The 25,865-nt window shown below is 72.1% G+C and carries 21 protein-coding genes; 11 read left to right on the forward strand and 10 right to left on the reverse strand.

Annotated features, from left to right (window positions below; all coding sequences use genetic code 11):
* Positions 1–27: 27 nt before the first annotated feature.
* The 3 genes from tesB to ACIQVT_RS34095 form a co-directional block, all read right to left on the reverse strand.
* Positions 28–894 carry an acyl-CoA thioesterase II gene (gene tesB / locus ACIQVT_RS34085; RefSeq protein WP_403763407.1) on the reverse strand — a complete coding sequence of 289 codons (867 nt, stop codon included), beginning with the start codon at positions 892–894 and terminating at the stop codon, positions 28–30.
* A gap of 36 nt (positions 895–930) precedes the next feature.
* Positions 931–2,088, reverse strand: a complete 1,158-nt coding sequence (locus tag ACIQVT_RS34090) for an acyl-CoA dehydrogenase family protein (RefSeq protein WP_403763515.1) — start codon at positions 2,086–2,088, stop codon at positions 931–933.
* A gap of 201 nt (positions 2,089–2,289) precedes the next feature.
* Positions 2,290–2,886: a TetR/AcrR family transcriptional regulator gene (locus tag ACIQVT_RS34095; RefSeq protein ID WP_403763410.1), complete on the reverse strand. Its 597-nt coding sequence runs from the start codon at positions 2,884–2,886 to the stop codon at positions 2,290–2,292.
* 98 nt (positions 2,887–2,984) lie between these two features.
* On the opposite strand from ACIQVT_RS34095, the gene ACIQVT_RS34100 reads away from it, so the two are divergent.
* From ACIQVT_RS34100 to ACIQVT_RS34150, 11 genes are all read left to right on the forward strand, one after another.
* A complete protein-coding gene (locus ACIQVT_RS34100; protein ID WP_403763413.1) occupies positions 2,985–4,601 on the forward strand; it encodes a carboxyl transferase domain-containing protein in 1,617 nt (538 codons plus the stop codon).
* Between the two features lie 11 nt (positions 4,602–4,612).
* Positions 4,613–6,553, forward strand: a complete 1,941-nt coding sequence (locus ACIQVT_RS34105) for an acetyl-CoA carboxylase biotin carboxylase subunit (protein ID WP_403763416.1) — start codon at positions 4,613–4,615, stop codon at positions 6,551–6,553.
* Positions 6,554–6,570: 17 nt separating this feature from the next.
* The gene (locus ACIQVT_RS34110; RefSeq protein ID WP_403763518.1) at positions 6,571–7,494 is read left to right on the forward strand and encodes a hydroxymethylglutaryl-CoA lyase; all 924 of its coding nucleotides are present in this window, start codon (positions 6,571–6,573) and stop codon (positions 7,492–7,494) included.
* A gap of 5 nt (positions 7,495–7,499) precedes the next feature.
* Positions 7,500–8,660 carry an acyl-CoA dehydrogenase family protein gene (locus ACIQVT_RS34115; protein ID WP_403763419.1) on the forward strand — a complete coding sequence of 387 codons (1,161 nt, stop codon included), beginning with the start codon at positions 7,500–7,502 and terminating at the stop codon, positions 8,658–8,660.
* A gap of 156 nt (positions 8,661–8,816) precedes the next feature.
* Positions 8,817–9,863 (forward strand): ABC transporter substrate-binding protein, encoded by a 1,047-nt coding sequence (locus ACIQVT_RS34120; protein ID WP_403763422.1) that lies wholly within the window; start codon positions 8,817–8,819, stop codon positions 9,861–9,863.
* A gap of 48 nt (positions 9,864–9,911) precedes the next feature.
* Positions 9,912–10,790 carry a siderophore-interacting protein gene (locus ACIQVT_RS34125; RefSeq protein ID WP_403763425.1) on the forward strand — a complete coding sequence of 293 codons (879 nt, stop codon included), beginning with the start codon at positions 9,912–9,914 and terminating at the stop codon, positions 10,788–10,790.
* Between the two features lie 102 nt (positions 10,791–10,892).
* Entirely contained in the window at positions 10,893–12,335 is a 1,443-nt protein-coding gene (desA, locus tag ACIQVT_RS34130; protein WP_403763428.1) for a lysine decarboxylase DesA, read from the forward strand.
* Positions 12,319–13,599: a lysine N(6)-hydroxylase/L-ornithine N(5)-oxygenase family protein gene (locus ACIQVT_RS34135; protein WP_403763431.1), complete on the forward strand. Its 1,281-nt coding sequence runs from the start codon at positions 12,319–12,321 to the stop codon at positions 13,597–13,599. Before desA ends, ACIQVT_RS34135 begins: the two co-directional genes overlap by 17 nt.
* Positions 13,596–14,120, forward strand: a complete 525-nt coding sequence (locus tag ACIQVT_RS34140; RefSeq protein ID WP_403763434.1) for a GNAT family N-acetyltransferase — start codon at positions 13,596–13,598, stop codon at positions 14,118–14,120. The genes ACIQVT_RS34135 and ACIQVT_RS34140 overlap by 4 nt, the downstream gene beginning before the upstream one ends.
* A complete protein-coding gene (locus tag ACIQVT_RS34145; RefSeq protein ID WP_403763437.1) occupies positions 14,117–15,886 on the forward strand; it encodes an IucA/IucC family protein in 1,770 nt (589 codons plus the stop codon). The genes ACIQVT_RS34140 and ACIQVT_RS34145 overlap by 4 nt, the downstream gene beginning before the upstream one ends.
* 273 nt (positions 15,887–16,159) lie before the next feature.
* A complete protein-coding gene (locus tag ACIQVT_RS34150; protein ID WP_403763440.1) occupies positions 16,160–18,334 on the forward strand; it encodes a BTAD domain-containing putative transcriptional regulator in 2,175 nt (724 codons plus the stop codon).
* Positions 18,335–18,384: 50 nt separating this feature from the next.
* Here ACIQVT_RS34150 and ACIQVT_RS34155 read toward each other — a convergent pair whose 3' ends face one another.
* The 7 genes from ACIQVT_RS34155 to ACIQVT_RS34185 all read right to left on the reverse strand — a co-directional run bounded on the left by ACIQVT_RS34155 (position 18,385) and on the right by ACIQVT_RS34185 (position 25,807).
* Positions 18,385–19,023 (reverse strand): LysE family translocator, encoded by a 639-nt coding sequence (locus ACIQVT_RS34155; protein ID WP_403763443.1) that lies wholly within the window; start codon positions 19,021–19,023, stop codon positions 18,385–18,387.
* A complete protein-coding gene (locus ACIQVT_RS34160; RefSeq protein WP_403763446.1) occupies positions 19,020–20,303 on the reverse strand; it encodes an ATP-grasp domain-containing protein in 1,284 nt (427 codons plus the stop codon). The genes ACIQVT_RS34155 and ACIQVT_RS34160 overlap by 4 nt, the downstream gene beginning before the upstream one ends.
* The gene (locus tag ACIQVT_RS34165; RefSeq protein WP_403763449.1) at positions 20,290–21,246 is read right to left on the reverse strand and encodes an alpha/beta hydrolase; all 957 of its coding nucleotides are present in this window, start codon (positions 21,244–21,246) and stop codon (positions 20,290–20,292) included. The genes ACIQVT_RS34160 and ACIQVT_RS34165 overlap by 14 nt, the downstream gene beginning before the upstream one ends.
* An 84-nt stretch (positions 21,247–21,330) precedes the next feature.
* Positions 21,331–22,644: an MFS transporter gene (locus tag ACIQVT_RS34170; protein ID WP_403763452.1), complete on the reverse strand. Its 1,314-nt coding sequence runs from the start codon at positions 22,642–22,644 to the stop codon at positions 21,331–21,333.
* On the reverse strand, positions 22,644–23,891 hold the full coding sequence (locus ACIQVT_RS34175) for an ATP-grasp domain-containing protein (RefSeq protein ID WP_403763455.1): 1,248 nt from the start codon (positions 23,889–23,891) through the stop codon (positions 22,644–22,646). Before ACIQVT_RS34175 ends, ACIQVT_RS34170 begins: the two co-directional genes overlap by 1 nt.
* Before the next feature lie 129 nt (positions 23,892–24,020).
* Entirely contained in the window at positions 24,021–24,401 is a 381-nt protein-coding gene (locus ACIQVT_RS34180; protein ID WP_403763457.1) for a Rieske 2Fe-2S domain-containing protein, read from the reverse strand.
* Positions 24,389–25,807 (reverse strand): iron-containing redox enzyme family protein, encoded by a 1,419-nt coding sequence (locus ACIQVT_RS34185; protein ID WP_403763460.1) that lies wholly within the window; start codon positions 25,805–25,807, stop codon positions 24,389–24,391. Before ACIQVT_RS34185 ends, ACIQVT_RS34180 begins: the two co-directional genes overlap by 13 nt.
* Between the last annotated feature and the right edge of the window lie 58 nt (positions 25,808–25,865).

Here is a 25,865-nt window from a genome sequence, read left to right on the forward strand (position 1 = left end):
GCCTCGCCGTGTGCGGCCCGGGCCTGCTCAGCGCGGGACGCGGACGACGCCCTCCTGGATGACCGTGACGGCGAGCCGCCCGTCCTGGGTGTGGATGCGGGCCTGGCCGAGGCCGCGGCCGCCGTGGGCGGACGGCGACTCCTGGTCGTACAGCAGCCACTCGTCGGCGCGGAAGGGCCGGTGGAACCACATCGCGTGGTCCAGGGACGCCCCGACGACGTCGCCGACGGCCCAGCCGCCGCGGCCGTGCGCGAGCAGCACGGAGTCGAGCAGGGTCATGTCGGAGACGTAGGTGGCGAGCACGACGTGCAGGAGCGGGTCGTCGCCCAGCTTGCCGTTGGTGCGGAACCACACCTGGGAGTGCGGGTCGCGCGGTTCGCCGTACCTGCCGTACGGCGGCTCGTCCACGTATCTGAGGTCGATCGCCTCGCGGGCCTCCAGGAAGCGCTCCACCACCTCGGGCGCGAGGTGGTCGTAGCGGCGCAGCCGCTCCTGGGAGGTGGGCAGGGTCGCCGGGTCGGGCGCGGGCGGCATGGCCGCCTGGTGCTCCAGGCCGTCCTCGTGCACCTGGAAGGAGGCCGACAGGTGGAAGATCGGCTTGCCGTGCTGGACGGCGACCACCCGGCGGGTGGTGAAGGACCGGCCGTCGCGGATGCGGTCCACGGTGTAGACGATGGGCGCGCCGGGATCGCCGGGGCGCAGGAAGTACGCGTGCAGGGAGTGGGCGGGCCGGTCGGCGGGGACCGTGCGCCCGGCGGCGACCAACGCCTGGGCCGCGACCTGCCCGCCGAAGACCCGAGGGACTACGGCGGAGCGGGACCGGCCGCGGAAGATGTCCTCCTCGATCTGCTCGAGGTCGAGCAGATCGAGGAGGTCCTGGAGTGCCTGACTCATGGGATTCGGTCGTACGGGCCGGCGGGCGCCGGGACCTTACAGACCCATGTCCTTCGCGATGATCGTCTTCATGATCTCGCTGGTGCCGCCGTAGATGCGGTTGACCCGGTTGTCCGCGTACAGGCGGGCGATCGGGTACTCGTTCATGTAGCCGTAGCCGCCGTGCAGCTGGAGGCAGCGGTCGATCACGCGGTGGGCGACCTCGGTGCAGAACAGCTTGGCGGAGGCGGCCTCGGCGGGGGTCAGCTCCCCGGCGTCCAGGGCCTCCGTGGCGCGGTCGGCGACGGCCTCGGCGGCGTCGACCTCGGCCTGGCAGGCGGCCAGCTCGAACTTGGTGTTCTGGAAGTGGGCGACCGGCTTGCCGAAGACGGTGCGCTCCTGCACGTACTGCTTGGCGAACCGGACGGCGGCCTTGGCCTGGGCGTAGGCGCCGAAGGCGATGCCCCAGCGCTCGGAGGCCAGGTTGTGGCCGAGGTAGTAGAAGCCCTTGTTCTCCTCGCCGAGGAGGTCCTCGACCGGCACCTTCACGTCGACGAAGGCCAGCTCGGCGGTGTCGGAGGTCTTCAGGCCGAGCTTGTCGAGCTTGCGGCCGACGGAGTAGCCCTCGGACTTGGTGTCCACGGCGAACAGGGAGATGCCGTGGCGGCGGTCCTCCGCGGTGGGCGCGGCGGTACGGGCGCAGACGATCACCCGGTCGGCGTGCACGCCGCCGGTGATGAAGGTCTTGGCGCCGTTGAGGACGTAGTGCGTGCCGTCCTCGGAGAGCTTGGCGGTGGACTTCATGCCCGCGAGGTCGGAACCGGTGCCCGGCTCCGTCATCGCGATGGCCCACATCTCCTCGCCGGTGACGAACTTCGGCAGGTAGCGCTTCTTCTGCTCGTCGGTGGCGAGCATCTTGATGTAGGGCAGGGCGAGCAGCACGTGCACGCCGGAGCCGCCGAACTGGACGCCCGCGCGCGCGGTCTCCTCGTAGAGGACGGCCTCGAACTTGTGGCTGTCCAGACCCGCGCCGCCGAACTCCTCGGGCACGTTGATGCCGAAGATGCCCAGCTCGCCGAGCTTGTGGTAGAAGTCGCGCGGCGCCTGGCCGGCGGCGAACCACTCGTCGTACACCGGGACGACCTCGGCCTCGATGAAGGCACGAAGGGTCTCCCGGAACGCCTCGTGATCCTCGTTGAACACCGTACGGCGCACGCCGCCACCGCCCTTCTTCGCGCCTGGTCCGGCGCCGCTCTCGCGTACCTGGCTGCTCGCCTCGGGCGTCCCCGGCTGGGTCACCACCCGATGGCTAAGCGCTTGCTCACTCAACCGTACCGGCCGGTAGGAAACCTCGTCCAGGGGTTCGGCCGTAATGCTCGTCACGCGGCCGCCGGCGCGCCGGTCACGCGGGCCCGGTCACTCCCCGCCCGCCGCGGCGAACGCCCCCCGCGCCATGCGGTGCAGCAGGGCCGCCGTCGCGCCCCGGCCGGGCAGCGTGCCCGCGCGGCCCAGGTGCGGGGTGGAGTTGAGCAGGCCGAAGACCGAGTGGACGGCCGAGCGGGCGGACGGCTCGGTCAGCCCCGGATGGGCCTCGCGGACCACCTGGACCCACAGCTCCACGTACTGCCGCTGGAGCTGGCGCACCAGCTTGCGGTCGCTGTCGCGCAGCCGGTCCAGCTCGCGGTCGTGCAGGGTGATCAGCGGGCGGTCGTCCAGGGCGAAGTCGATGTGGCCCTCGACGAGCGAGTCGAGGACCCGGCTCGCGGGCACCCCGTCGGCCTCCGCCAGCCGCCGCCTGGCGCCGGTCAGCAGCTGGCCGCTGATGCCGACGAGCAGCTCGGCGAGCATCGCGTCCTTGCCCGGGAAGTGCCGGTAGAGGCCGGGTCCGCTGATGCCGACGGCGGCGCCTATCTCGTCGACCCCGACACCGTGGAAGCCACGCTCGGCGAAGAGCCGCGCGGCCTCCTTGAGGATCTGCTCCCGGCGGGTCGAGGCGTCGGTTCTGGTGACCATGCCGTCAATTCTAGACAGCGACGTTAGCGGTCGTTAACCTGAAGGAAATGGTTAACGCTCATTAACAGGTTCGACCACCGGGTGAGGGGAACCGCAGGATGCAGGAGGCACCGGAGCTTCGGAGCGCGGCCGACCCCGCGTCGGAGGCCTGGCGGGCCAACGAGGAGGGCCACCGGGCGCTGGTGGAGGAGCTGCGCGCCAAGCTGGCCGCGGCGGCGCTCGGCGGCGGCGAGAAGGCACGGGCGCGGCACACCGCGCGCGGCAAGCTGCTGCCCAGGGACCGGGTGGACACGCTGCTCGACCCGGGCTCGCCCTTCCTGGAGCTGGCCCCGCTGGCGGCCGACGGGCTCTACGACGGGCAGGCCCCGGCGGCCGGCGTGATCGCCGGCATCGGCCGGGTCGCCGGCCGGGCGTGCGTGATCGTGGCCAACGACGCCACGGTCAAGGGCGGCACGTACTACCCGATGACGGTGAAGAAGCACCTGCGCGCCCAGGAGGTGGCCCTCGACAACCGGCTGCCCTGCGTCTACCTGGTCGACTCCGGCGGCGCCTTCCTGCCGATGCAGGACGAGGTCTTCCCCGACCGGGACCACTTCGGGCGGATCTTCTACAACCAGGCGCGGATGTCGGGCGCGGGTATCCCGCAGATCGCGGCCGTCCTCGGCTCCTGCACCGCCGGCGGCGCGTACGTCCCGGCGATGAGCGACGAGGCGGTCATCGTCCGCGGCCAGGGCACGATCTTCCTGGGCGGCCCGCCGCTGGTGAAGGCGGCCACCGGCGAGGTCGTGACGGCCGAGGAACTGGGCGGCGGCGAGGTGCACTCCCGTGTCTCCGGCGTCACCGACCACCTCGCCGAGGACGACGCGCACGCCCTCCGCATCGTCCGGAACATCGTCGCCACCCTGCCCGCCGGGCAGTCGCCGCCCTGGGAGGTGACGGCCGCCGCCGAGCCGAAGGTGGACCCGTACGGCCTCTACGGCGCCGTCCCGGTCGACTCCCGCACCCCCTACGACGTCCGCGAGATCATCGCGCGGGTGGTCGACGGCTCCCGGTTCGCCGAGTTCAAGAGCGAGTTCGGGCAGACCCTGGTCACCGGCTTCGCCCGGATCCACGGCCACCCGGTGGGGATCGTCGCCAACAACGGCATCCTGTTCTCCGAGTCCGCCCAGAAGGGCGCCCACTTCATCGAACTGTGCGACCAGCGCGGCATCCCGCTGGTCTTCCTCCAGAACATCTCCGGCTTCATGGTCGGCAAGGACTACGAGGCGGGCGGCATCGCCAAGCACGGCGCCAAGATGGTGACGGCGGTGGCCTGCACGCGCGTGCCGAAGCTGACCGTGGTCGTCGGCGGCTCGTACGGCGCGGGCAACTACTCGATGTGCGGCCGGGCCTACTCCCCCCGCTTCCTGTGGATGTGGCCCAACGCCAAGATCTCCGTCATGGGCGGCGAGCAGGCCGCCAGCGTCCTCGCCACCGTCAAGCGCGACCAGCTGGCGGCGCGCGGTGAGGACTGGGCCGCCGAGGACGAGGAGTCCTTCCGGGCGCCGATCCGCGCGCAGTACGAGCGCCAGGGCAACGCCTACTACGCCACCGCCCGGCTCTGGGACGACGGTGTCATCGACCCGCTGGACACCCGTCAGGTCCTCGGGCTCGCCCTGACGGCCTGCGCCAACGCGCCGCTGGGAGATCCCCAGTTCGGCGTCTTCCGGATGTGAGGAGGGGAACCGTGTTCGACACAGTGCTGGTCGCCAACCGGGGCGAGATCGCCGTACGCGTGATCCGTACGCTGCGCTCGCTGGGCGTGCGCTCGGTGGCGGTCTTCTCCGACGCGGACGCCGACGCGCGCCACGTGCGGGAGGCCGACACGGCGGTGCGGATCGGCCCGGCGCCGGCCGCGGAGAGCTACCTGTCGGTGGAGCGGCTGCTGGAGGCCGCCGCCCGCACCGGCGCCCAGGCCGTCCACCCGGGCTACGGCTTCCTCGCGGAGAACGCGGGCTTCGCCCGGGCCTGCGAGGAGGCGGGCCTGGTCTTCATCGGCCCGCCCGCCGACGCGATCGCCCTCATGGGCGACAAGATCCGCGCCAAGGAGACGGTGCGGGCCGCCGGGGTGCCGGTGGTGCCCGGGTCGAGCGGCAGCGGGCTGTCCGACGCCGAACTGGCCGCCGCCGCCCGCGAGATCGGCGCCCCCGTGCTGCTCAAGCCGTCGGCCGGTGGCGGCGGCAAGGGCATGCGCCTGGTGCGGGACGTGGCCGCGCTGGCCGAGGAGATCGCCGCCGCCCGCCGCGAGGCCCGCGCCTCCTTCGGGGACGACACCCTGCTGGTGGAGCGCTGGGTCGACCGGCCCCGGCACATCGAGATCCAGGTGCTGGCCGACGGCCACGGCAACGTGGTCCACCTCGGCGAGCGGGAGTGCTCCCTCCAGCGGCGCCACCAGAAGATCATCGAGGAGGCGCCCAGCGTGCTCCTCGACGAGCGGACCCGGTCCGCGATGGGCGAGGCGGCCGTGCAGGCGGCCCGCTCGTGCGGGTACCGGGGCGCGGGCACGGTGGAGTTCATCGTCCCCGGCTCGGACCCGGACTCGTACTACTTCATGGAGATGAACACCCGCCTCCAGGTGGAGCACCCGGTCACCGAACTCGTCACCGGGCTGGACCTGGTGGAGTGGCAGCTGCGAGTGGCGGCCGGTGAGCGGCTGGGCTTCGCGCAGCAGGACGTGCGGCTGACCGGGCACGCGGTGGAGGCCCGCATCTGCGCGGAGGACCCCGCGCGCGGCTTCCTGCCCTCCGGCGGCACGGTGCTGCTGCTGGACGAGCCCGGCGGCGACGGCGTCCGCACCGACTCCGGGCTCAGCGAGGGCACCGAGGTGGGCAGCCTGTACGACCCGATGCTGTCCAAGGTGATCGCCTACGGCCCCGACCGCGAGACGGCGCTGCGCAGGCTCCGCGCGGCCCTCGCGGAGACGGTCACGCTGGGCGTGCAGACCAACGCGGGGTTCCTGCGCCGACTGCTGGCCCACCCGGCGGTCGTCGCCGGTGAGCTGGACACCGGCCTGGTGGAACGGGTCGTGGACGACCTGGTGTCCACGGACGTCCCGGAGGAGGTGTACGAGGCGGCGGCCGCCGTCCGCCTGGAGGCGCTCCGGCCGCGCGCGGGGGGCTGGGTGGACCCGTTCTCCGTGCCGAGCGGCTGGCGGCTCGGCGGCACCCCGAGACCGGCCGCGTTCCCGCTGCGGGTGGCCGACCCGGTGACCCACACCCCGCGCGGCACCCACACCGTCGCCGGGGACCGGGTGACCGTCACCCTGGACGGCGTCCGGCACACCTTCCGCCGGGCCGGTGACTGGATCGGCCGGGACGGCGACGCCTGGCACGTGCGCGACCACGACCCGGTGGCCGCCTCCCTGACCCGCGCCGGACACGCGGGCGCCGACTCGCTGACCGCGCCCATGCCCGGCACGGTGACCGTGGTCAAGGTGGCCGTCGGCGACGAGGTGAGCGCCGGTCAGAGCCTGCTGGTCGTCGAGGCGATGAAGATGGAGCACGTCATCTCCGCCCCGCACGCCGGCACGGTCGCCGAGCTGGACGTCTCCCCCGGCGCGACGGTCGCCATGGACCAGGTGCTGGCCGTCATCGCGCCGAAGGACGAGGAAGCGGAGGTGGCACGGTGACCGCCGAGCCCCTGCCCATGGTCGTCGCGGACCCGGAGCTGCCCACCCGGGTGCGCATCCACGAGGTCGGCGCGCGCGACGGCCTCCAGAACGAGAAGACGGCCGTACCGACGGCCGTCAAGGCGGAGTTCATCGACCGGCTGGCCGGCGCGGGCTTGACGACGATCGAGGCGACGAGCTTCGTGCACCCCAAGTGGGTGCCCCAGCTCGCGGACGCCGAGGAGCTGTACCCGCGGGTGAGCGGCCTGCCCGGGGTTGACCTGCCCGTCCTGGTGCCCAACCGGCGCGGCCTGGAGCGCGCGCTGGCGCTCGGTGCCCGCCGGGTCGCGGTGTTCGCCAGCGCCACGGAGTCCTTCGCCAAGGCCAACCTCAACCGCACCGTGGACGAGTCGCTGGCCGAATTCGAGCCGGTGGTGCGCGAGGCGAAGGACGCCGGCGCGCACGTGCGCGGTTACGTGTCCATGTGCTTCGGCGACCCCTGGGAGGGCGCGGTGCCGGCGCACCGGGTGGCCCGGGTCTGCACGGCCCTCAGGGACATGGGCTGTGACGAGCTGAGCCTCGGCGACACCATCGGGGTGGCCACCCCGGGCCAGGTCGGGGCCCTGCTCGCCCTGCTGAACGAGCGGGGCGTGCCCACGTCCGCGCTCGGTGTGCACTTCCACGACACGTACGGCCAGGCGCTCGCCAACACCCTGGCCGCCCTGCGCCACGGCGTCACCACGGTCGACGCCTCCGCGGGCGGCCTCGGCGGCTGCCCGTACGCCAGGTCCGCCACCGGCAACCTCGCCACCGAGGACCTCGTCTGGATGCTGCACGGGCTCGGCATCGACACCGGCGTCGATCTGGGCCGTCTCACCGCCACCAGCGTGTGGATGGCCGAACAGCTGGGCCGGCCCAGCCCGTCCCGTACCGTCCGCGCTCTCTCCCACAAGGACCAGTGATCAGCATGGACCACCGTCTCAGCCCCGAGCTGGAGGAACTGCGCCGCACGGTGGAGCAGTTCGCGCACGACGTGGTGGCGCCGAAGATCGGCGACTTCTACGAGCGGCACGAGTTCCCCTACGAGATCGTCCGCGAGATGGGCCGCATGGGCCTGTTCGGGCTGCCCTTCCCGGAGGAGTACGGCGGCATGGGCGGCGACTACCTCGCGCTCGGCATCGCCCTGGAGGAACTGGCCCGCGTCGACTCGTCGGTGGCCATCACCCTGGAGGCGGGGGTGTCGCTGGGTGCGATGCCGCTGCACCTGTACGGCACCGAGGAGCAGAAGCGCGAGTGGCTGCCCCGGCTGTGCGCGGGCGAGATCCTGGGCGCGTTCGGGCTGACCGAGCCGGACGGCGGCAGTGACGCCGGGGCGACCCGTACGACGGCCCGGCTGGACGCGGACACGGACGAGTGGGTCATCAACGGCACGAAGTGCTTCATCACCAACTCGGGCACGGACATCACCGGCCTGGTGACGGTCACCGCGGTCACCGGCCGCAAGCCGGACGGCCGGCCGCGGATCTCGTCGATCATCGTCCCCGCGGGCACGCCCGGTTTCACGGTGGCGGCGCCGTACTCGAAGGTCGGTTGGAACGCCTCCGACACCCGCGAGCTGTCCTTCCAGGACGTCCGGGTGCCGGCCGCCAACCTGCTCGGCGAGGAGGGCCGCGGCTACGCCCAGTTCCTGCGCATCCTGGACGAGGGCCGCATCGCGATCGCGGCGCTCGCGACCGGGCTGGCGCAGGGCTGTGTCGACGAGTCGGTGAAGTACGCCGGGGAGCGGCACGCCTTCGGCCGGCCGATCGGCGCCAACCAGGCGATCCAGTTCAAGATCGCGGACATGGAGATGAAGGCGTACACCGCCCGGCTGGCCTGGCGGGACGCGGCCTCGCGGCTGGTGGCGGGCGAGCCGTTCAAGAAGGAGGCGGCGCTGGCCAAGCTGCACTCCTCCACGGTCGCCGTGGACAACGCCCGGGACGCCACCCAGATCCACGGCGGCTACGGCTTCATGAACGAGTACCCGGTGGCCCGCATGTGGCGCGACTCCAAGATCCTGGAGATCGGCGAGGGCACGAGCGAGGTCCAGCGCATGCTGATCGCCCGCGAACTGGGCCTGGTGGGCTGAGGGGGGCCCGCCGCCGGGTCAACTGCGGCCACGGCGCGGGCGGTAGCGCGGCCGGGGTGCTGGACCACCGCCCGCTGGACATCGACCGAGGTTAGGCTAACCTAACTTCGAACTTGTCCGGCGGGCGCCCCGCCCCGTTCGAAAGCAGTCATACCCATGCCCCATGCCCGTGCCACCCACCTCACTCGCCGCGGCCTGCTCGCCGCGGGCGGCGCCCTTGGACTCGGTGCCGCGCTCGCCGCCTGCGGGGACGACAAGGGGAAGGACACCGGCTCCGGCAAGGGCGAGGCGGCCGGCGGGTCGGGCCCCTGGTCCTTCAAGGACGACCGCGGCACGACCGTGAAGCTGGACGAGGTCCCGGCGAACATCGTCGCCTTCACCGGCGTCGCCGCCGCGCTGTACGACTACGGCGTCCAGGTCAAGGGCGTCTTCGGCCCGACGACGACCAGCGACGGCAAGCCCGACGTCCAGGCCGGCGACATGGACGTCAGCAAGGTGACCGTCCTCGGCAACGCCTGGGGCCAGTTCAGCATCGAGAAGTACGCCGCCCTGGCGCCGGACGTGCTCATCAGCACGATGTTCGACGACGCCGGCACCCTGTGGTACGTCCCCGACGAGTCGAAGAAGAAGATCGCCCAACTGGCGCCCGGCGTCGGCATCTCCGTCTACGACCGCCGCCTCACCGAGCCGCTCCGGCGGATGTGGGAGCTGGCCGGATCGCTGGGCGCGGACCTGAAGGCCGCCCGGATCACCGCCGCGAAGAAGCGGTTCGAGGACGCCGCCGCCCGGCTGCGCGCCGCCGCCAGGGCCAAGCCCGGCATCAGGGTGATGGCCGCCAGCGCGAGCGACCAGCTCTTCTACGTCTCCGGTACCGACCTCTCCGTCGACCTGGAGTACTTCAAGTCCCTCGGAGTGAACTTCGTGGAGCCGCCGGCGAGCGCCAAGGCCAAGGGCGGCGGCTGGTACGAGTCGCTGAGCTGGGAGAACGTCGACAAGTACCGCGCCGACATCATCATGATGGACGACCGCACCTCGGCCATCCAGCCGGCCGACGTCACCAAGGCCACCTGGAAGAAGCTCCCCGCGGTCAAGGCCGGCCAGGTCATCTCCCGCTCCCCGGAGCCGATCCTCTCCTACGACAAGTGCGTGCCGCTGCTCACCGGGCTGGCCGAGGCGCTGGAGAAGGCCCGGAAGGTCGCCTGACGCCTGCCCGGCGCGCCACCTCCCCCCGCATCTCCGACAGGAGCCCCCATGACCACGGCCGTGGCCGCCCCGTTCCGTTTCTTCGCCCTCCAGGTCGTACGGACGGGGCGGCTCGGCCCGTCCCTGGTCCGGGTGACCTTCGCCGGGCCGGACCTCGACGCCTTCCACTCGCACGGCCGGGACCAGTCCCTGTCGCTGTTCCTGCCGCACCCGGGCCAGGCCGAGCCGGTCGTGCCGTTGGAGCTGGGCGACAACTGGTGGCAGGGCTGGCGCGAACTCCCCGACGACGTCCGGGCGGTGATGCGCTCGTACACGCTGCGGGCCCTGCGGCGGGACGCGCTCGGGCAGACGGCCGAGATCGACATCGACTTCGCGCTGCACGGCGTCGGACCGGGTGCGGCGACCCCCGCCGGGCCGGCCTCGCGCTGGGCCTCGCGCGCCGCCGCCGGGGACCGGGTGCTGCTGCTCGGCCCGGCTCTGGCGGACAACCGCGCGATCCGCTTCCGTCCGCCCGCCGACACCGACCTCGTCGTGCTGTGCGGGGACGAGACCGCCGTGCCCGCGGCGACCGCGATCCTCGAGTCCCTGCCCGCCGGCAGCCGCGTGCGGGCCTGGCTGGAGGTCCCGCACGCCGGGGACGCCCAGGACGTGCGCACGCGCGCCGACGCGGAGATCACCTGGCTGGTGCGGCGCGGCGCCACCGGCCGCCCGGGCACGCCCGCCACCACCACGGTCGTCGACGCGGTGCGGGCCGCCGGACTCACGGACGCCGAGCGGCCGTACGTCTGGCTCGCCGGCGAGTCCGGCCAGGTCAAGGCGGTGCGGCGGTACTTCGTCGCCGAGTGCGGGGTGGACCGGCGGCGCGTCACCTTCGTCGGGTACTGGCGGCGCGGGATGACGGAGGAGCAGCTCCGCACCGCCGGCTGACCCCGCACGGCGGACGCCGCGGAGGTGCACCCCAGGAGGAAGAATTTAGGTTAGGCTAACCTAAGTTGATCCCGACGGACCGTCCCCTCGGAGGACCCCCGCATGCGCTCGCACCTGCTCAATGGCCTCACCGCGGAGCACTACCGCCGCTCCGTGACCGAAGGAGTCGAGCGGGTGGCGGCCAAACTCGCCACCACCGAACGTCCGTTCACCGGCGTCACCGTGGACGCGCTCGCGCCCCGCGTCGACGCGATCGACCTGGACCGCCCCCTCGGTGACACCTCCGCCGCCCTGGACGAACTGGAGGACGTCTACCTGAGGGACGCGGTCTACTTCCACCACCCCCGCTACCTCGCCCACCTGAACTGCCCCGTCGTCATCCCGGCGGTGCTCGGCGAGGCCGTGCTCGCCGCGGTCAACTCCTCCCTGGACACCTGGGACCAGTCGGCCGGCGGCACCCTCATCGAGCGCAGGCTCGTCGACTGGACGGCCGACCGTGCCGGCCTCGGCCCGGCCGCCGACGGCGTGTTCACCTCCGGCGGCACCCAGTCCAACCTCCAGGCGCTGCTGCTGGCCCGCGAGGAGGCCAAGACGGACGACCCGGCGAGACTGCGCGTCCTCGCCTCCGAGGCGAGCCACTTCAGCGTCCGCAAGTCCGCCAAACTCCTCGGCCTCGGTCCGGACGCCGTCGTCACGATCCCCGTCGACCACGACAAGCGCATGCGGACCGTGGCGCTCGCGCGCGAGCTGGAACGCTGCGCGAGGGACGGCCTGGTCCCCATGGCCGTCGTCGCCACCGCCGGCACCACCGACTTCGGCTCCATCGACCCGCTGCCGGAGATCGCCGGGCTGTGCGCCCAGTACGGCGTCTGGCTGCACGTGGACGCCGCCTACGGCTGCGGGCTGCTCGCCTCGCTGAGGTATCGGGACCGGCTCGCCGGCATCGAGCACGCCGACTCGGTCACCGTCGACTTCCACAAGTCCTTCTTCCAGCCGGTGAGTTCCTCGGCGCTGCTGGTGCGGGACGCGGCCACCCTGCGGCACGCCACCTACCACGCGGAGTACCTCAACCCGCTCCGCATGGTGCAGGAACGTATCCCCAACCAGGTCGACAAATCGCTCCAGACCACCCGTCGCTTCGACGCCCTGAAGCTGTGGCTCACCCTGCGCACCATGGGCGCCGACGGCATCGGACAGCTCTTCGACGAGGTCTGCGACCTGGCGCGGGAGGGCCACCGGCTGCTCGCCGCCGACCCGCGCTACGAGGTCGTCGTCGAACCCACCCTGTCCACCCTCGTCTTCCGCTACGTCCCGGCCGGCATCACCGACCCGGCCACCACCGACCGGGCCAACCTGTACGCCCGCAAGGCCCTGTTCGCCTCCGGTGACGCCGTGGTCGCGGGCACCGAGGTGGGCGGCCGCCACTACCTGAAGTTCACCCTGCTCAACCCCGAGACCACGGTGGCCGACATCTCCGCCGTCCTCGACCTGATCGCCGGCCACGCCGAGCAGTACCTGGGAGAGTCTCTTGACCGCGCGTCCTGAAGCCCGCCGCACCCACGACTTCGTGGCGATCGGGCTCGGTCCCTTCAACCTCGGCCTCGCCTGTCTCACCGAGCCGATCGCCGCGCTGGACGGCGTCTTCCTGGAGTCCAAGCCCGACTTCGAGTGGCACGCCGGCATGTTCCTGGACGGCGCCCACCTCCAGACCCCGTTCATGTCCGATCTGGTCACCCTGGCCGACCCGACCTCGCCCTTCTCCTTCCTCAACTACCTGAAGGAGAAGGGCCGGCTCTACTCGTTCTACATCCGCGAGAACTTCTACCCGCTGCGCGTCGAGTACGACGACTACTGCCGCTGGGCGGCGAACCGGCTGAGCAGCGTCCGCTTCGGCACGACGGTCACCGAGGTGACGTACGAGGACGAGGACGGGACGTACGCCGTGCGCACCGAGGCCGGCGACACCTACCGCGCCCGGCACCTGGTCCTCGGCACCGGCACCCCGCCGCACATCCCGGACGCCTGCCGGGACCTGGGCGGCGACTTCATCCACAACTCGCGCTACCTGCACCACAAGGCGGAACTCCAGCGCAAGAGGTCCATCACGCTGGTCGGCAGCGGCCAGTCGGCGGCCGAGATCTACCAGGACCTGCTCGGCGAGATCGACGTGCACGGCTACCGGCTGAACTGGGTCACCCGCTCGCCCCGCTTCTTCCCGCTCGAATACACCAAGCTCACGCTGGAGATGACCAGCCCGGAGTACGTCGACTACTTCCACGCCCTGCCCGAGGCCACCCGCTACCGCCTCACCGACGCCCACAAGGGTCTGTTCAAGGGCATCGACGGCGACCTGGTCGACGAGATCTTCGACCTGCTCTACCGCAAGAGCCTCGGCGGCCCGGTCCCCACCCGGCTGCTCACCAACTCCGCGCTGACCAGCGCCCGGTACGAGAACGGCACGTACGTCCTCGGGCTGCGCCAGGTGGAGCAGGAGAAGGACTTCGAGCTGACCAGCGAGGGCCTGATCCTGGCCACCGGCTACCGGTACGCCGAACCGGGGTTCCTGCGGCCCGTCCGCGACCGGCTGCGCTACGACAGCCGGGGCAACTTCGACATCGCCCGCAACTACAGCATCGACCACACCGGCCGGGGCGTCTTCCTCCAGAACGCCGGCGTCCACACGCACAGCATCACCAGCCCCGACCTGGGCATGGGCGCGTACCGGAACGCGTACATCATCCGTGAGCTGCTCGGCACGGAGTACTACCCGGTCGAGAAGACCATCGCCTTCCAGGAGTTCGCCGTATGACCTTCACCTTCCGTCCCGTCGACCCCCCGAACGACGCGGAACTGCTGCACTCCTGGGTCACCCACCCCAAGGCGGTCTTCTGGATGATGCGGGACGCCCGCCCGGCGGACGTCGAGCGCGCCTACGCGGAGATCGCGGCGGACGAACACCATCACGCCCTGCTCGGGCTGCACGACGGCGTCCCCGCCTTCCTCATGGAGTGGTACGACCCCGCGCACCGGGAGCTGACCGGACTCTACGAGGCCCGGCCCGGCGACGTCGGCATGCACTTCCTGGTGCCGGCGACCGACACGCCGGTGCACGGGTTCACCCGGTCCGTCATCACCGCCGTGCTGGCCCGCCTGTTCGCCGACCCGGCGGTGGCACGCGTCGTCGTCGAGCCGGACGTCCGCAACACGGCCGTGCACGCCCTGAACGAGGCCGTCGGCTTCGTCCCCGAGCGGGAGATACGGAAGCCGGAGAAGACGGCCCTGCTGAGCTTCTGCACCCGCGAGGCGTTCGAGCGGGCGGTGGCCGCATGAACCTCACCGACGCCGTGAACCACCTCTCCCCCGAACGCTGGGAGACCGCCAACCGGCTGCTGGTCCGCAAGGCGCTCGCCGAGTTCGCGCACGAGCGGCTGCTCACGCCCGAACCCGACGGCGACGCCTACACCGTCCGCAGCGACGACGGGCTCACCACCTACCGGTTCACCGCCGTACGGCGGGCCCTGGACCACTGGCAGGTCGACGCCGGCTCCGTCACCCGGCACCGCGACGGCGCCCCCCTGCCGCCGGACGCCCTCGACTTCTTCCTGGAGTTCCGCGGCTCCCTGGGCCTCAGTGACGAGATCCTGCCGGTCTACCTGGAGGAGATCTCCTCCACCCTCTCCAGCACCTGCTACAAACTGGCCAAACCGCCGGTGACCTCCGCCGAGCTGGCGAGCGGCGGGTTCCAGGCCGTCGAGAGCGGGATGACCGAGGGTCACCCCTGCTTCGTCGCGAACAACGGACGGCTCGGGTTCGGCATCCACGAGTACCTGGCGTACGCCCCGGAGACGGCCGGTCCGGTCCGGCTGGTTTGGCTGGCCGCGCACCGCTCGCGGGCCGCGTTCACGGCGGGCACCGGGATCGCCTACGAGTCGTTCCTGCGCGATGAGCTGGGCGAGCCGGCGGTGCGCCGCTTCCACGCCGTCCTCACCGGCCGCGGCCTCGACCCCGCCGACTACCTGTTCATCCCGGTCCACCCCTGGCAGTGGTGGAACAAGCTCAGCGTCACCTTCGCCGCCGAGGTGGCCCGCGGTCACCTGGTCTGCCTCGGCGAGGGCGACGACGAGTACCTGGCGCAGCAGTCGATCCGGACATTCTTCAACGCGAGCGACCCGCGCAAGCACTATGTGAAGACCGCCCTGTCGGTGCTGAACATGGGCTTCATGCGGGGCCTGTCGGCCGCCTACATGGAGGCGACCCCGGCCATCAACGACTGGCTGGCCCGGCTGATCGCGGACGACCCGGTGCTGAGGTCCACGGGGCTGACGATCATCCGGGAGCGGGCGGCCGTCGGCTACCGGCACCTGGAGTACGAGCGGGCCACCGACCGGCACTCGCCCTACCGCAAGATGCTGGCCGCGCTGTGGCGGGAGAGCCCGGTGCCCTCGCTGCGGGACGGCGAGTCCCTCGCCACGATGGCCTCGCTGCTGCACGTCGACCACCGGGGCGCCTCCTTCGCCGGCGCGCTGATCGAGCGCTCCGGCCTGGAGCCCACCGCCTGGCTGCGGCACTACCTGCGGGCCTACTACACCCCGCTGCTGCACTGCTTCTACGCCTACGACCTGGTGTTCATGCCGCACGGCGAGAACACCGTCCTGGTGCTCGAGGACGGTGTCGTGCGGCGCGCGATCTACAAGGACATCGCCGAGGAGATCGCCGTCATGGACCCGGACGCGGCCCTCCCGCCGGAGGTGCGGCGCATCCGCGTCGACGTGCCGGACGACATGAAACTGCTGTCGATCTTCACGGACGTCTTCGACTGCTTCTTCCGCTTCCTCGCCGCCGTCCTGGCCGACGAGGGCATCCTGACGGAGGACGGTTTCTGGCGGACGGTCGCCGAGGTGACCCGCGAGTACAGGGACGCCAATCCCGGGCTGGCGGACAAGTTCGGCCAGTACGACATCTTCGCGGCCGAGTTCCCGCTGTCCTGTCTCAACCGGCTCCAGCTGCGCGACAACCGGCAGATGGTGGACCTCGCCGACCCCTCCGGCGCGCTCCAGCTGGCCGGCTCCCTGAAGAACCCCCTCGCGGGCCACTGAGGGCCGGCCGACGGACGGGCATCCCGGAGTACGGTCCCCGGGGTGCCCGTCAACTTCCTTTTCGGACAAGAATACGTGACCTGAATGCCGCCGCGCCCGCGGGGACTTTTACGGGGCTCCGAACCGTTCACCAGAGTGTCAATTGCGGTATCCAGCCACTCGATCTACGATCATTCCCGATCGAGCGGTGCCGGGGATCAGAGATCAAAAAGCCGAGATCACCCGGGGACATTCTGATCACGAGCCGAGTCATCACTCGGCGGCGGGGGGACCATGTCGAACCTTCGAAGCGCCGGAACGGCCACGAGCCATCGCCTCCATCCGGCAGAGCCGCTCCCCTTCGCCACCCGGATCCGCCTCTTCCGGCAGCGCACGGGCCTGACGCAGCGTCAGTTCGCGGAGTTGGCCGGGGTCGGCGTGCGCACCGTGCGGGACATCGAGAGCGGCCGGGTGGAACAGCCCCAGGAGCGGACCCTGCGCAGCCTGGCGGCCGTCCTCGGACTGGACGTCGGCGATCTGCGGCGTTCCATGACCCATATGCGGAAACCCGCGGATCAGGACAGAGCGGGCCTGCGCATCGGTATTCTCGGCGCCCTGACCATCGAACGCGACGGTGTCGTCAGTGAGGTGCGCGCATTCAAACTGCGGCGCTTATTGTCGCTGCTGGCGCTCTGCCATCCCCAGCCGGCCGGACTGGACGAAATAGGCAGCACCCTCTGGCCGAAGGAGCAGCCGCGCTCCTACCAGAACCTCATCCACACCTACGTGAGCCAGGCGCGCGGTCTGCTGCGCTCCCCGGAGCCCGGCCCCGCCGCCCAGACCCCCTCCTGCCTGGTCCGCACCCCGACCGGCTACGCGCTGTCCCTGGGTCGCGACCAGGTCGACCTGACCCGGTTCCGGGGCCTGGCGGAGAAGGCCCGGCAGGCCCACGCCGCCGGGGAGACCAGGGCCGCGTACGAGTTCGCCTCGCTCGCCCACCACTGCTGGCGCGGCCCCATCCTGGCGGACGAGCCCCTGCTCGCCCTGCACCCGGCGGCCACCGCCGCGGTCCGCCTGCGCATCGAGAACCTCCTGCTGTACGCGGACCTCGCCCTGCGTTTCCGGCAGCCCGAGCAGGTGGTGCCGGCGCTGCGGGCCGCCGCCGCCGAGGAACCGCTGCACGAGGGGCTCCAGGCACGGCTCATGCTGGCCCTGGCCAGCTGCGGCGAACAGTACGAGGCGCTGCGGGTGTTCTCCGACGTCACCCAGCGCCTGGACAGCGAACTCGGCCTCCAGCCCGGGCCGGAGATGCGCCAGGCCCAGCTGCGGGTCCTCCAGCAGGAGCTGACCTGGCCCAGGAACGGGCTGCTGACCCGGCAGCCGGCGGACGCCCCGCCGCACACCGGGCCGGCGGCCCCGCACCCGCCGCCGGAGGCCAGGCCGTCGCAACTGCCGGCCAGGACCCGGCACTTCGTCGGCCGCGCCGACCAGCTCCGGGAGCTGGACCAGCTCTTCCTCGCCGCCGGCGAACGGGACGGGCAGGTGCCGGCCGCGCTGATCACCGGACCGCCCGGCGTGGGCAAGACGGCACTGGCGCTGCGCTGGGCGCACCGGGCCCTGGACCGCTTCCCGGACGGACAGCTCTACATCGACCTGCACGGCCACGCGCGCCGGGGCCCGCTGGACGCCCTGGAGGCGCTGGCCTCGTTCCTGCGCGCCCTCGGCGTCCCGGACGACGGCATCCCGGACACGCTGGACGAGGCGGCCAACCTGTTCCGCACCCGGCTGTCCGGCAGACGGGTGCTGGTGGTCCTGGACAACGCCCGCGACGAGGACCAGATACGGCCCCTGATCCCCGGCGACGCCGGCTGCGCCGTGCTCGTCACCAGCCGCAACCAGCTGCCCGGCCTGGTGGCCAGGGACGGCGTCCGGCGGGTCTTCGTGGACGCGCTCGACGACGAGGACGTGCTGGCACTGCTCGGCCGGCTGCTGGGTCCGGAACGGGTCGGGGCGGAGGCGCTGGCCGCGATGGCCGTGGGCCGGTACTGCGGCGGGCTGCCGCTGATGCTGAGGATCCTCGCCACGCGCCTCGCGCAGCACCGCGGCCTGAGCATCGCCCAGTACTACGTGGAGCTCCAGGACGCCGGGATCTTCCGGCGGCCGCCCCTCCCCGGGGACCTGCTGCTGTCCGTCCAGACGGCCTTCGAGCTGTCCTACACGGCGCTCCCGGAGGCGGAGCGCCGGGTCTTCCGGCAGCTCGGCGGGACCGAGGGCAACAGCATCACCGCGTACTCCCTGGCCGACGCGGCCGGCATGACGCCGGCGGAGACCAGGTGGACCCTGTACCGCCTGGTGGACGCCAGTCTGCTGCGTGAGCACGCGCCCGGCCGGTTCAGCATGTCCGCCCCGCTGCTGCGGTACGCGCAGGCGCTGCTCGACCAGGAGGAGGAACGTTTCCGGACGGTCTGAGCGGACCGGCGCCGCCCGGCGCCGACCGGCCGCGGTCCGGCGGGGAGCGGTCATCCGCCGAGGGCCAGGCGCACCGCGAACACGCCGAAGACGGCGGCGGTGAGCCCGTTGGTCAGGCGCTGGGCCGACGCGGAGGTCAGGTGCCGGGCGAGCCGGTGCACCAGCCGCATCCAGGTCAGCAGCCATGCGAGGACCAGGGCGAGGTAGCAGCAGGCCAGGATCACCACCCCGGCGGTCGGGTCCATCCCGGCCGGCACGAACTGCGGCAGGAACGCCATCAGGAAGATGCCGACCTTCGGGTTGGAGCCGGTGCACAGCAGGCCGAGGGCGAAGGCCCGGCGCCTGCCGTGCGGGGGCTCGGCCGGCGCTGTCGGCTCCCCGCCGTCGGGGGCCGCGGGCCCCGGCGGGCGCAGGGCGGCGCGCAGGGCCCGGTAGGCCCAGACGAGCAGGACGGCGGCGCCCGCCCAGCGGAAGGCGGTGAACAGGTCGGGCCGCGCGGCGAGCAGCGCGGCCAGCCCCAGGGCGCCCAGCGCCGCCTGAGCGGCGCCCGCCGCCATCATCCCGAACGCGGCGGGCGCCGCCGTGCGCGGCGAGCCCGCCAGCACCAGGCGGGTGATCAGGGCCAGGTCGGGACCCGGCGCCATGATCACCACCAGGGAACTGGCCAGGAACGCGAGCGCGTCGATCACGACTCTCCGATGACCAACCGCTGTTCCAGGTCGCGGATCGTCCGGTAATCCCGTGCGATCTGCTCCTCGTCCGGGTGGGCGAGGATGACGAACCCGAAGTTGAGGCTGTCCACGAGGTCCCGGGTGACGGGCACGTGGTCCCCGTCGGACAGGTTCTGCACCGAGAAGTGGTGGCTCGCCAGTGTCCGGATCTCGTCCAGGACGGCGGTGTCGCGCACCGTCCCGGAACGGCGGGCCATGTGGAAGACGCACATCTGGTGGGTGAGAAGTTCGTAGCTCTGCGGCAGTTCGCCGCCGGTCAGCCAGCGCACCGTCCGGTCGATCTGGCTGTCGCCGGTGGCGTTGCGGTTGAACCGCGGCTGGCCGCCGCCGTGCGGGCGGGCGCCCAGCTCGATCAGGACGGGCCCGTCGGCGGTGCCCATCACCTCGACGTGGGCGGAGCCGAAGCGGACACCCACCGCGTCCAGCACACCGGAGACGTACTCGCCCAGGACCGCCACGGCGGGGTCGTCCGGCGGCAGCCACCGCATGGTGTCGTAGACGGCCATGTGCGGGCCGTTGTCGACCTTGCCGTAGGCGCAGACGTCGACGAGGGAGTGCTTGCCGTCGTGGCTGAAGGTGTCCACCACGTACTCGGTGCCGGTGACGAACTTCTGCACCAACAGCCGGTCGTCGACCTCGCCGAACTGGTTGACCCGGCCGAGCTGCCGCTCGAACACGGCCCGCCAGTCGGTGCCGCCCGGCACCTTGACGACGCCGTCCGTGCTGGCGCTCTTCGGCGGCTTGATGACGAGGTCGGCGCCGGCCAGTCCCTCGCGTTCCAGCCAGGCCGCCGCCTCCTCGACGTCGGAGGTGCACAGCTGCGGGATGACCGGCAGCCCGGCCGCCCGTACGGCGTCGGCCATGCGGCTCTTGTCGCGGCGGGCCTCGGCCAGTTCGGGCACGTTGCTCAGTCCGGGCAGCACCCGGGGGGCGAGCCGCTCGGCCAGTTCGACGCCGGACTCGCAGCCGGCGATGACGCAGCGCGGCTCCAGTGCCAGCACCCGCCGCACGACGTCGTCCAGATCGCCGGTGGCTCCGTCGTACACGATGACGTCGGGGAAGTCCTGCGGCCGGTAGGAGGAGGCGAACGCCTCGGGCGGCTGCGGGCTGCTCACCACCGCCGCGACCGGGACGCCCTGTTCGCGCAGCGCCTGCGCGAACAGGGCGCCCGAGGAGTACGGGTCGACGATCACGCAGGGGCCGTCCCCCGGCGCGGTCAGCGGGTCAGTGCCGGCCATCGGGGCTCTCCTTCGCCGCCAGGGCGGAGACGGCGGCGCAGTACCGGGCGAAGAAGTCGGCCGCGGGCTCGCTGACCCGCCGGGCACGCACCGGGGCGTGCACCATGCCCTCCTCGCGTACGAAGGTCACGGGCGTGCCGTTCTCCCGGAGCAGCGCGGTGTACTTCTCCGCGTCCACGCACAGCGAGTCCATCTCGCAGCCGACGACGTAGGCCGGCGGCAGGTCGTGGAAGGAGGCGCCGAGCAGCGGCGACACGTAGGGGTCGGTGGCCTGTTCCGGGTCCGGGCAGTAGCAGGCGGTGTAGAACTCCATCTCGCCGCCGGAGAGCAACGGGGCGTCCTCGCCGCCGTGCCGCCAGCGGGTGAAGTCCAGGACCGGGCTGATGACCGCCTGGCCGCGCAGCCGGGGGCCGCCGCGGTCGCGGGCGATCATCGACAGCACCACGGCCATGTTCGCCCCGGAGCTCTCGCCGCAGATGACCGCGGAGTCCGGGTCGAGGCCGTCCAGTCCGAGCCCGGGCAGGTCGGCGAGGGTGCCGCGGAGGCCGGCGTAGCAGTCCTCCAGCGGGCCGGGGAAGGGGTTCTCCGGTGCCATGCCGAAGTCCAGCGCCACGGTCACCAGGCCGGTGCGGTCGGCCAGTTCGGCGACCAGGCTGTGGTGGCTGTGCAGCGAGCCGATGACGAAGCCGCCGCCGCGGATGTAGAAGAGCACGGCGTCGCCGGCGCGTTCGGCCGGCTCGTATATGCGGATCCGGGCGGTGCGGCCCTCGTGGACGACGGTCTCGTCCCGGTGCCGGACACCGTCGGGGACGGGGATGGGGAGGACCTCGGTCAGCCCGTCGTACAGGGCGCGCTGCCGGTCGACGGGGTAGGTGTAGAAGTCGGGCGGCAGCGCGCCGTTCACGGTCTCCACGAACTTCTCGATGCCATCTGCGTACGCCATGCGCAGCTCGCTCACTTCCGGGGTTCAGGGTGCCGGAACGCACGGCACGTTCTGAGGGGTGGGACGGGGTGGGACGCGGGCGGGTCAGGGGGTGTCGGCGGCGACCGGTCCGGTCCGCCCGGCCGGGTCGTCGGCGGGGGCGGTGCCGTCGGCCGGGGCGGTGGCGCCGGGGTCGGCGTCCGCGGGCCGTTCGCCCATGCCGAAGAGGACGGCGGCCACGGCGCCCACGGTCAGCAGCCCGGACAGCCACCACACCGAGGACGAGGACGCCTGCCAGGCGGCGACACCGAGGACCGGGCCGATCGCGTAGCCGATCTGCATGGGGAAGGCGGCCGCGGCGATGTAGCGGCCCCGCAGGTGCTCGGGGGCGACCTTGCCGGGCCACGCCGAGGCGGTCGGGGTGCCGATCATCTCGCCGGACGTCCACACCACGGTCGCCACGACGTACATGGCCATGCTGGGGCCGGCCACGTACAGGTTCATGCCGACGCCGACCAGGCCGACGCCCAGGGCCACCGCGACCCTGCCGGGCAGGTGCTGCACGTACTTGGTGAACAGCAGCTCCAGGGAGATGACCATGATGGCGTTCAGCGACAGCAGGCTGGAGTAGAACGTCACCCCGTGCCCGTCGGCCTTGATCTGGAGCGGCAGTGCGGAGGTGTGCTGGATGTAGACGACGGCGTTGAGGAACAGCGCCAGCAGGAACACCGTGTACCGGGTGTCCCGCAGCACGGCGGCGTACGACCGGCTGGGGCCGTCCGCGTCGTGTCCGGCCGGCCGGGCCCCGCCCCCGGAGCGCGCCAGGACCAGGGCGAAGGCGGCGAAGACCAGCTGGGCCGTCGCCTCCAGGTAGAAGATCAGGTCGTACGAGTGGCTGATCAGCAGCGCGCCGAGCAGCGGGCCGACCGTGGTGCCCAGGTTGAACGCCATCCGGTAGACGGCGAACACCATCACGTGGTGGTCGTCGGGGGTGCGCTCCACCAGCAGCGCCGAGGAGGCCGGCCGGTACATCTGCGCGAGGAGTCCGATGACCGCGGCCACCGCGATGATCAGGGGCAGGCTGTCCAGGTGGGGCAGGCTCAGCGTGCCGAGCCCGGCGAGCGCCATGGAGCCGACGATGGTCCAGGCGTAGCCGATGCGGTCGGACGCGGTGCCGCCCACCAGCACGCCGACGACCGAGCCGACGCCGTAGGCACCGAGCGCCAGGCCCGCCTCGGTCGCGGAGAAGCCCTTCGCGGTGAGGTAGAGGACCAGGTAGATCTGGAGGAAGTTGCCGAGCCGGTTGACCAGCATGCCGACGAGTACGAGCCAGATGGGGCCCGGGATGCCGCGCAGGGTCTGCACGATCGACGGCCGGCCGGCCGCACCGGGCTCGGTCGGGGTCTTTCCGGGGCTCATCAGGGGGACTCCTCCACCGGGCGGCCCGTGAGTTCGACGATCTCGGGGGCCCGCAGCAGCGCCGCCCGGGCCTGTTCCACCGAGTCCGCGAGGGTGATGACGCGGGCGTAGCGGGAGATGTAGCCGCGCGGCGGCAGCCGCAGCACGGCACCCGGGTCGGCCATCACGTCCGCGCTGTGCACCTCGGGCGTGAACCGGTCCTCGTGCACGGTCACCGACTCGATCTCGGTGTCGTGCTCGGGGTACAGGAAGGCGATCGCCGCGGCGCGCCGCCGGGTCGCCGTGGTCTCCGGGCGCCGGCCGGCCGCGACGTCGGCCGCGGCCAGCGCGACGTCGACGCCGGTGGCCAGCTCGCCGAGGAAGGGGATCATGTCGCCGCCGAGGCGGGCGTTGACCTCCATCAGGCGCGGACCGTCGGCGGTGAGACGGAACTCGGTGTGGCTGACGCCGGTGCGGAAGCCCAGCGCGGCGTGGCTGTCCCGCAGCGCCCGGAGCAGCTCCGGGTCGGTCAGCAGCGGGTCGGCGGCGTCGACCTCGTGGCCGGTCTCCTCGAAGAAGGGCGCGAGCCCCACCTTCTTGCGGGCCACCGCCAGCGGGGTGCCCTCGCCCTCGAAGAAGACGGCGTCGACGCTGATCTCGGGGCCGTCGACGTACTCCTCGACGAGCACCGACACCTCGAAGACGGGAACGCCCGGGTAGGAGGCGCCGGACGCCGCCCGGTAGGCGCTCTCCACGTCCTCGGGTCCGTCGGCCCTGCGCACGCCCATGCCGCCGGCCAGGCCGCGGGGCTTGAGGACGACCGGGAAGCCGATCTTCTCGGCCGCCTGCCGGGCCTCCTCCAGGGAGCGGACGCCGATGGAGGCGGGCTGGGCGACCCCGGCCCGCTCCAGCGCGGTACGGGTGGCGTTCTTGTCCCGGCAGGCGATGACCGTCTCCGGGGAGTTGCCGGGCAGTCCGAGCGCCCGCGCCACGTGGGCCGCCGGGGTGACCAGGCCCTCGTCGTAGCAGAAGACGCCGGCCACCTCGTGCTCGGCGGCCACCTGGCGGGCGGCCTCGACGAGGAGTTCGGGGCGGGTGTTGTCGACCTGGGTGCCGCCGACGACGTAGGGCTCCTCCCAGGTCACCTGGGACGGCTGGAGCAGCCAGAGCGCGTAGCGCCGGCTCACCGACCGAAGGATGAATTCCCGGCTCCGCCGGGCGCTGCTGCCGATCAGCAGCAGCAACGGTTTGCCACCGTCCCTGCCCATGTTCCGCTCTCCTCGCATTGGTCGTTCGTGGTCCGGCACGCGCGCCGGGGGCCCTGCCGGCCTCCGGCGCGCGCGTACCGGCCGTCTGTAGAACACCGGCCGGTCCCGGGTCGTTGCAGTCGCCGGCGGTCAGCCGGCCGCCACGCGCCCACGCGTGAGCGCGGGGGCCAGCGGCCGGTGCTCCAGGCTCACGCCGCCGCAGGCCGACGGGTCGGCGGGCCAGCCCCGGGCGGGCGGGCGGTCCGGGAAGACCGCGGTGACCCGCCCGCCGGTCCGGACAGCGGGGATCTCCCCGCGCATCCGGGACACGGAGGTCTTCCGCTCGTGCCACGGGCAGACGAGCCGGACACCGTCCTCGGCGACGTCGGCCAGGTGCAGGGGGCCGCCGCGGTGCGGGCACTGGGCCCGCATCACGAAGCCCCGGCCGCCGACCGTCGCGTAGACGTACGGTGTCCCGGCGACGACGACGCAGTTGTCCCGCCCGGTGGCGGAGAAGGTCACGACAGGCACTTGCGGTAGTCCCCCACCGAGTGGATCTCGTAGACGCACTCGTCCGACTCGATGTTGGCGCCGTGCAGTCGGTTGCGCCGGATGACCACGCCCTCGCCGGCCTCCAGCGTGAGCGAGGAGCCCAGTCCGCTCTCGAAGCGCATGGTGCCGGAGACGATGTGGCACAGCTCGTCGCCGTCGTGGCAGTGCGTGTTGGACAGTTCGCCGCGGGGCTCGACGATGTGCGCCACCGGCGCGTCGACCTTGCCCTGCTTCAGGCCCTCGAAGACCGGGTCGTGCAGCTTCTTCAGCTCCGGCTGGTCGTCCATCCAGGCGATCTGCTGGGAGAAGTCGGAGTCGGAGACGTCCAGGAGCACCCGGTACTCCTCGATGCCCCGCACGATCTCCGGGATGATGCCCTCGCCGTGGGCCTCCACCAACGGCTTGATGATCTTCTCGCGGGCCATCCGGCCGTGGTGCTGGTCGATGTGGACGTGCTCGGTGAAGTACGTGGTGTCCACCGAGTCGCCGAAGACCTCGCGCAGCAGCTCGTCGGCGCGGCGGCAGAAGTCGACCAGCGAGGACTCCGTGTAGTAGAGCGCCCCGACGTAACGGAAGAACAGCTCGTGGTTCTTGCCGAGGTAGTGGAAGTAATTGTTCAGCAGCAGGCTGCTGTTGAGGTAGTACTGCCAGTACCGGTGCAGGTCCGACTCGAGGCCGACCGACTCCAGGGTGCGTTCGAACAGGGTGCTGTGCTTGGTGTCGTGGACGCCGTAGCCGTACTCGTCGATGACGACCTTGAACCACTCGGACTGGGCCGGGCCGTAGTAACCGAGGACGTTGCGCATCATCGGCGAGGCCTCGGAGAGGAAGTCCGGCGCGAACTGCACCAGCCACATCCGGGCCGCCCGCTGCGGGTCGGAGGAGTCGGCGATGGCCTTCTCGGCCGGGGAGCGCTCCTGGCCGCCGCTGGTGTCGAGGGAGTCCAGGTAGGCGTCGAGGCTCTCGGCGGTCCAGTTGCCGGACGTCTCCACCTCGTCGTCGAGGAACCCGAAGGCGTAGCGCTCCAGTGCCGGCCGGATCCGCTCGCCGAGGGCGCGGTTGGCGGGGCTGTAGAAGGCGCGGAAGTCCTCCTCCTTGCCCTTCAGCCCGGCCTTCGGGAAGAAGACGAGGTCGGCCTCGTAGATCGAGGTCAGCAGGCGCTGCACGGCCAGGCTGGAGTAGTCCAGTATGTTCTCGCGGCCCGGTATCTTGTCGTAGTCCAGATGCGGCAGGACCTGCGGCCTGAGCTGCCGGCGGTACGGATTGTCGTGGTTCAGCCAGTCCATGTTGTCGTGGTAGATCGGGGCGGTGGCGTACTGCACCACCGCGTCGCGCAGCTCCGCGCCGCTCAGCTGGAACGGTACGTGCGCGGGGACGTGACTCATCGCTTGCTCCCTGGTCCTGATCGAATGAGGTCCGGCCGCCGGTGCCGCGCGGGCGCCG

Origin of the sequence: Streptomyces sp. NPDC100445 (assembly GCF_044759735.1) — a bacterium.
Taxonomy (GTDB): Bacteria; Actinomycetota; Actinomycetes; order Streptomycetales; family Streptomycetaceae; genus Streptomyces.

Coding starts and splice junctions, on each gene's coding strand:
- ACIQVT_RS34125 (WP_403763425.1), top strand. CDS start 9,912: ATGACCACGGCCGTGGCCGCCCCGTTCCGTTTCTTCGCCCTCCAGGTC.
- tesB (WP_403763407.1), bottom strand. CDS start 894: ATGAGTCAGGCACTCCAGGACCTCCTCGATCTGCTCGACCTCGAGCAG.
- ACIQVT_RS34140 (WP_403763434.1), top strand. CDS start 13,596: ATGACCTTCACCTTCCGTCCCGTCGACCCCCCGAACGACGCGGAACTG.
- ACIQVT_RS34165 (WP_403763449.1), bottom strand. CDS start 21,246: ATGGCGTACGCAGATGGCATCGAGAAGTTCGTGGAGACCGTGAACGGC.
- ACIQVT_RS34115 (WP_403763419.1), top strand. CDS start 7,500: ATGGACCACCGTCTCAGCCCCGAGCTGGAGGAACTGCGCCGCACGGTG.
- ACIQVT_RS34150 (WP_403763440.1), top strand. CDS start 16,160: ATGTCGAACCTTCGAAGCGCCGGAACGGCCACGAGCCATCGCCTCCAT.
- ACIQVT_RS34175 (WP_403763455.1), bottom strand. CDS start 23,891: ATGGGCAGGGACGGTGGCAAACCGTTGCTGCTGCTGATCGGCAGCAGC.
- desA (WP_403763428.1), top strand. CDS start 10,893: ATGCGCTCGCACCTGCTCAATGGCCTCACCGCGGAGCACTACCGCCGC.
- ACIQVT_RS34145 (WP_403763437.1), top strand. CDS start 14,117: ATGAACCTCACCGACGCCGTGAACCACCTCTCCCCCGAACGCTGGGAG.
- ACIQVT_RS34110 (WP_403763518.1), top strand. CDS start 6,571: ATGGTCGTCGCGGACCCGGAGCTGCCCACCCGGGTGCGCATCCACGAG.
- ACIQVT_RS34095 (WP_403763410.1), bottom strand. CDS start 2,886: ATGGTCACCAGAACCGACGCCTCGACCCGCCGGGAGCAGATCCTCAAG.
- ACIQVT_RS34160 (WP_403763446.1), bottom strand. CDS start 20,303: ATGGCCGGCACTGACCCGCTGACCGCGCCGGGGGACGGCCCCTGCGTG.
- ACIQVT_RS34170 (WP_403763452.1), bottom strand. CDS start 22,644: ATGAGCCCCGGAAAGACCCCGACCGAGCCCGGTGCGGCCGGCCGGCCG.
- ACIQVT_RS34100 (WP_403763413.1), top strand. CDS start 2,985: ATGCAGGAGGCACCGGAGCTTCGGAGCGCGGCCGACCCCGCGTCGGAG.
- ACIQVT_RS34185 (WP_403763460.1), bottom strand. CDS start 25,807: ATGAGTCACGTCCCCGCGCACGTACCGTTCCAGCTGAGCGGCGCGGAG.
- ACIQVT_RS34120 (WP_403763422.1), top strand. CDS start 8,817: ATGCCCCATGCCCGTGCCACCCACCTCACTCGCCGCGGCCTGCTCGCC.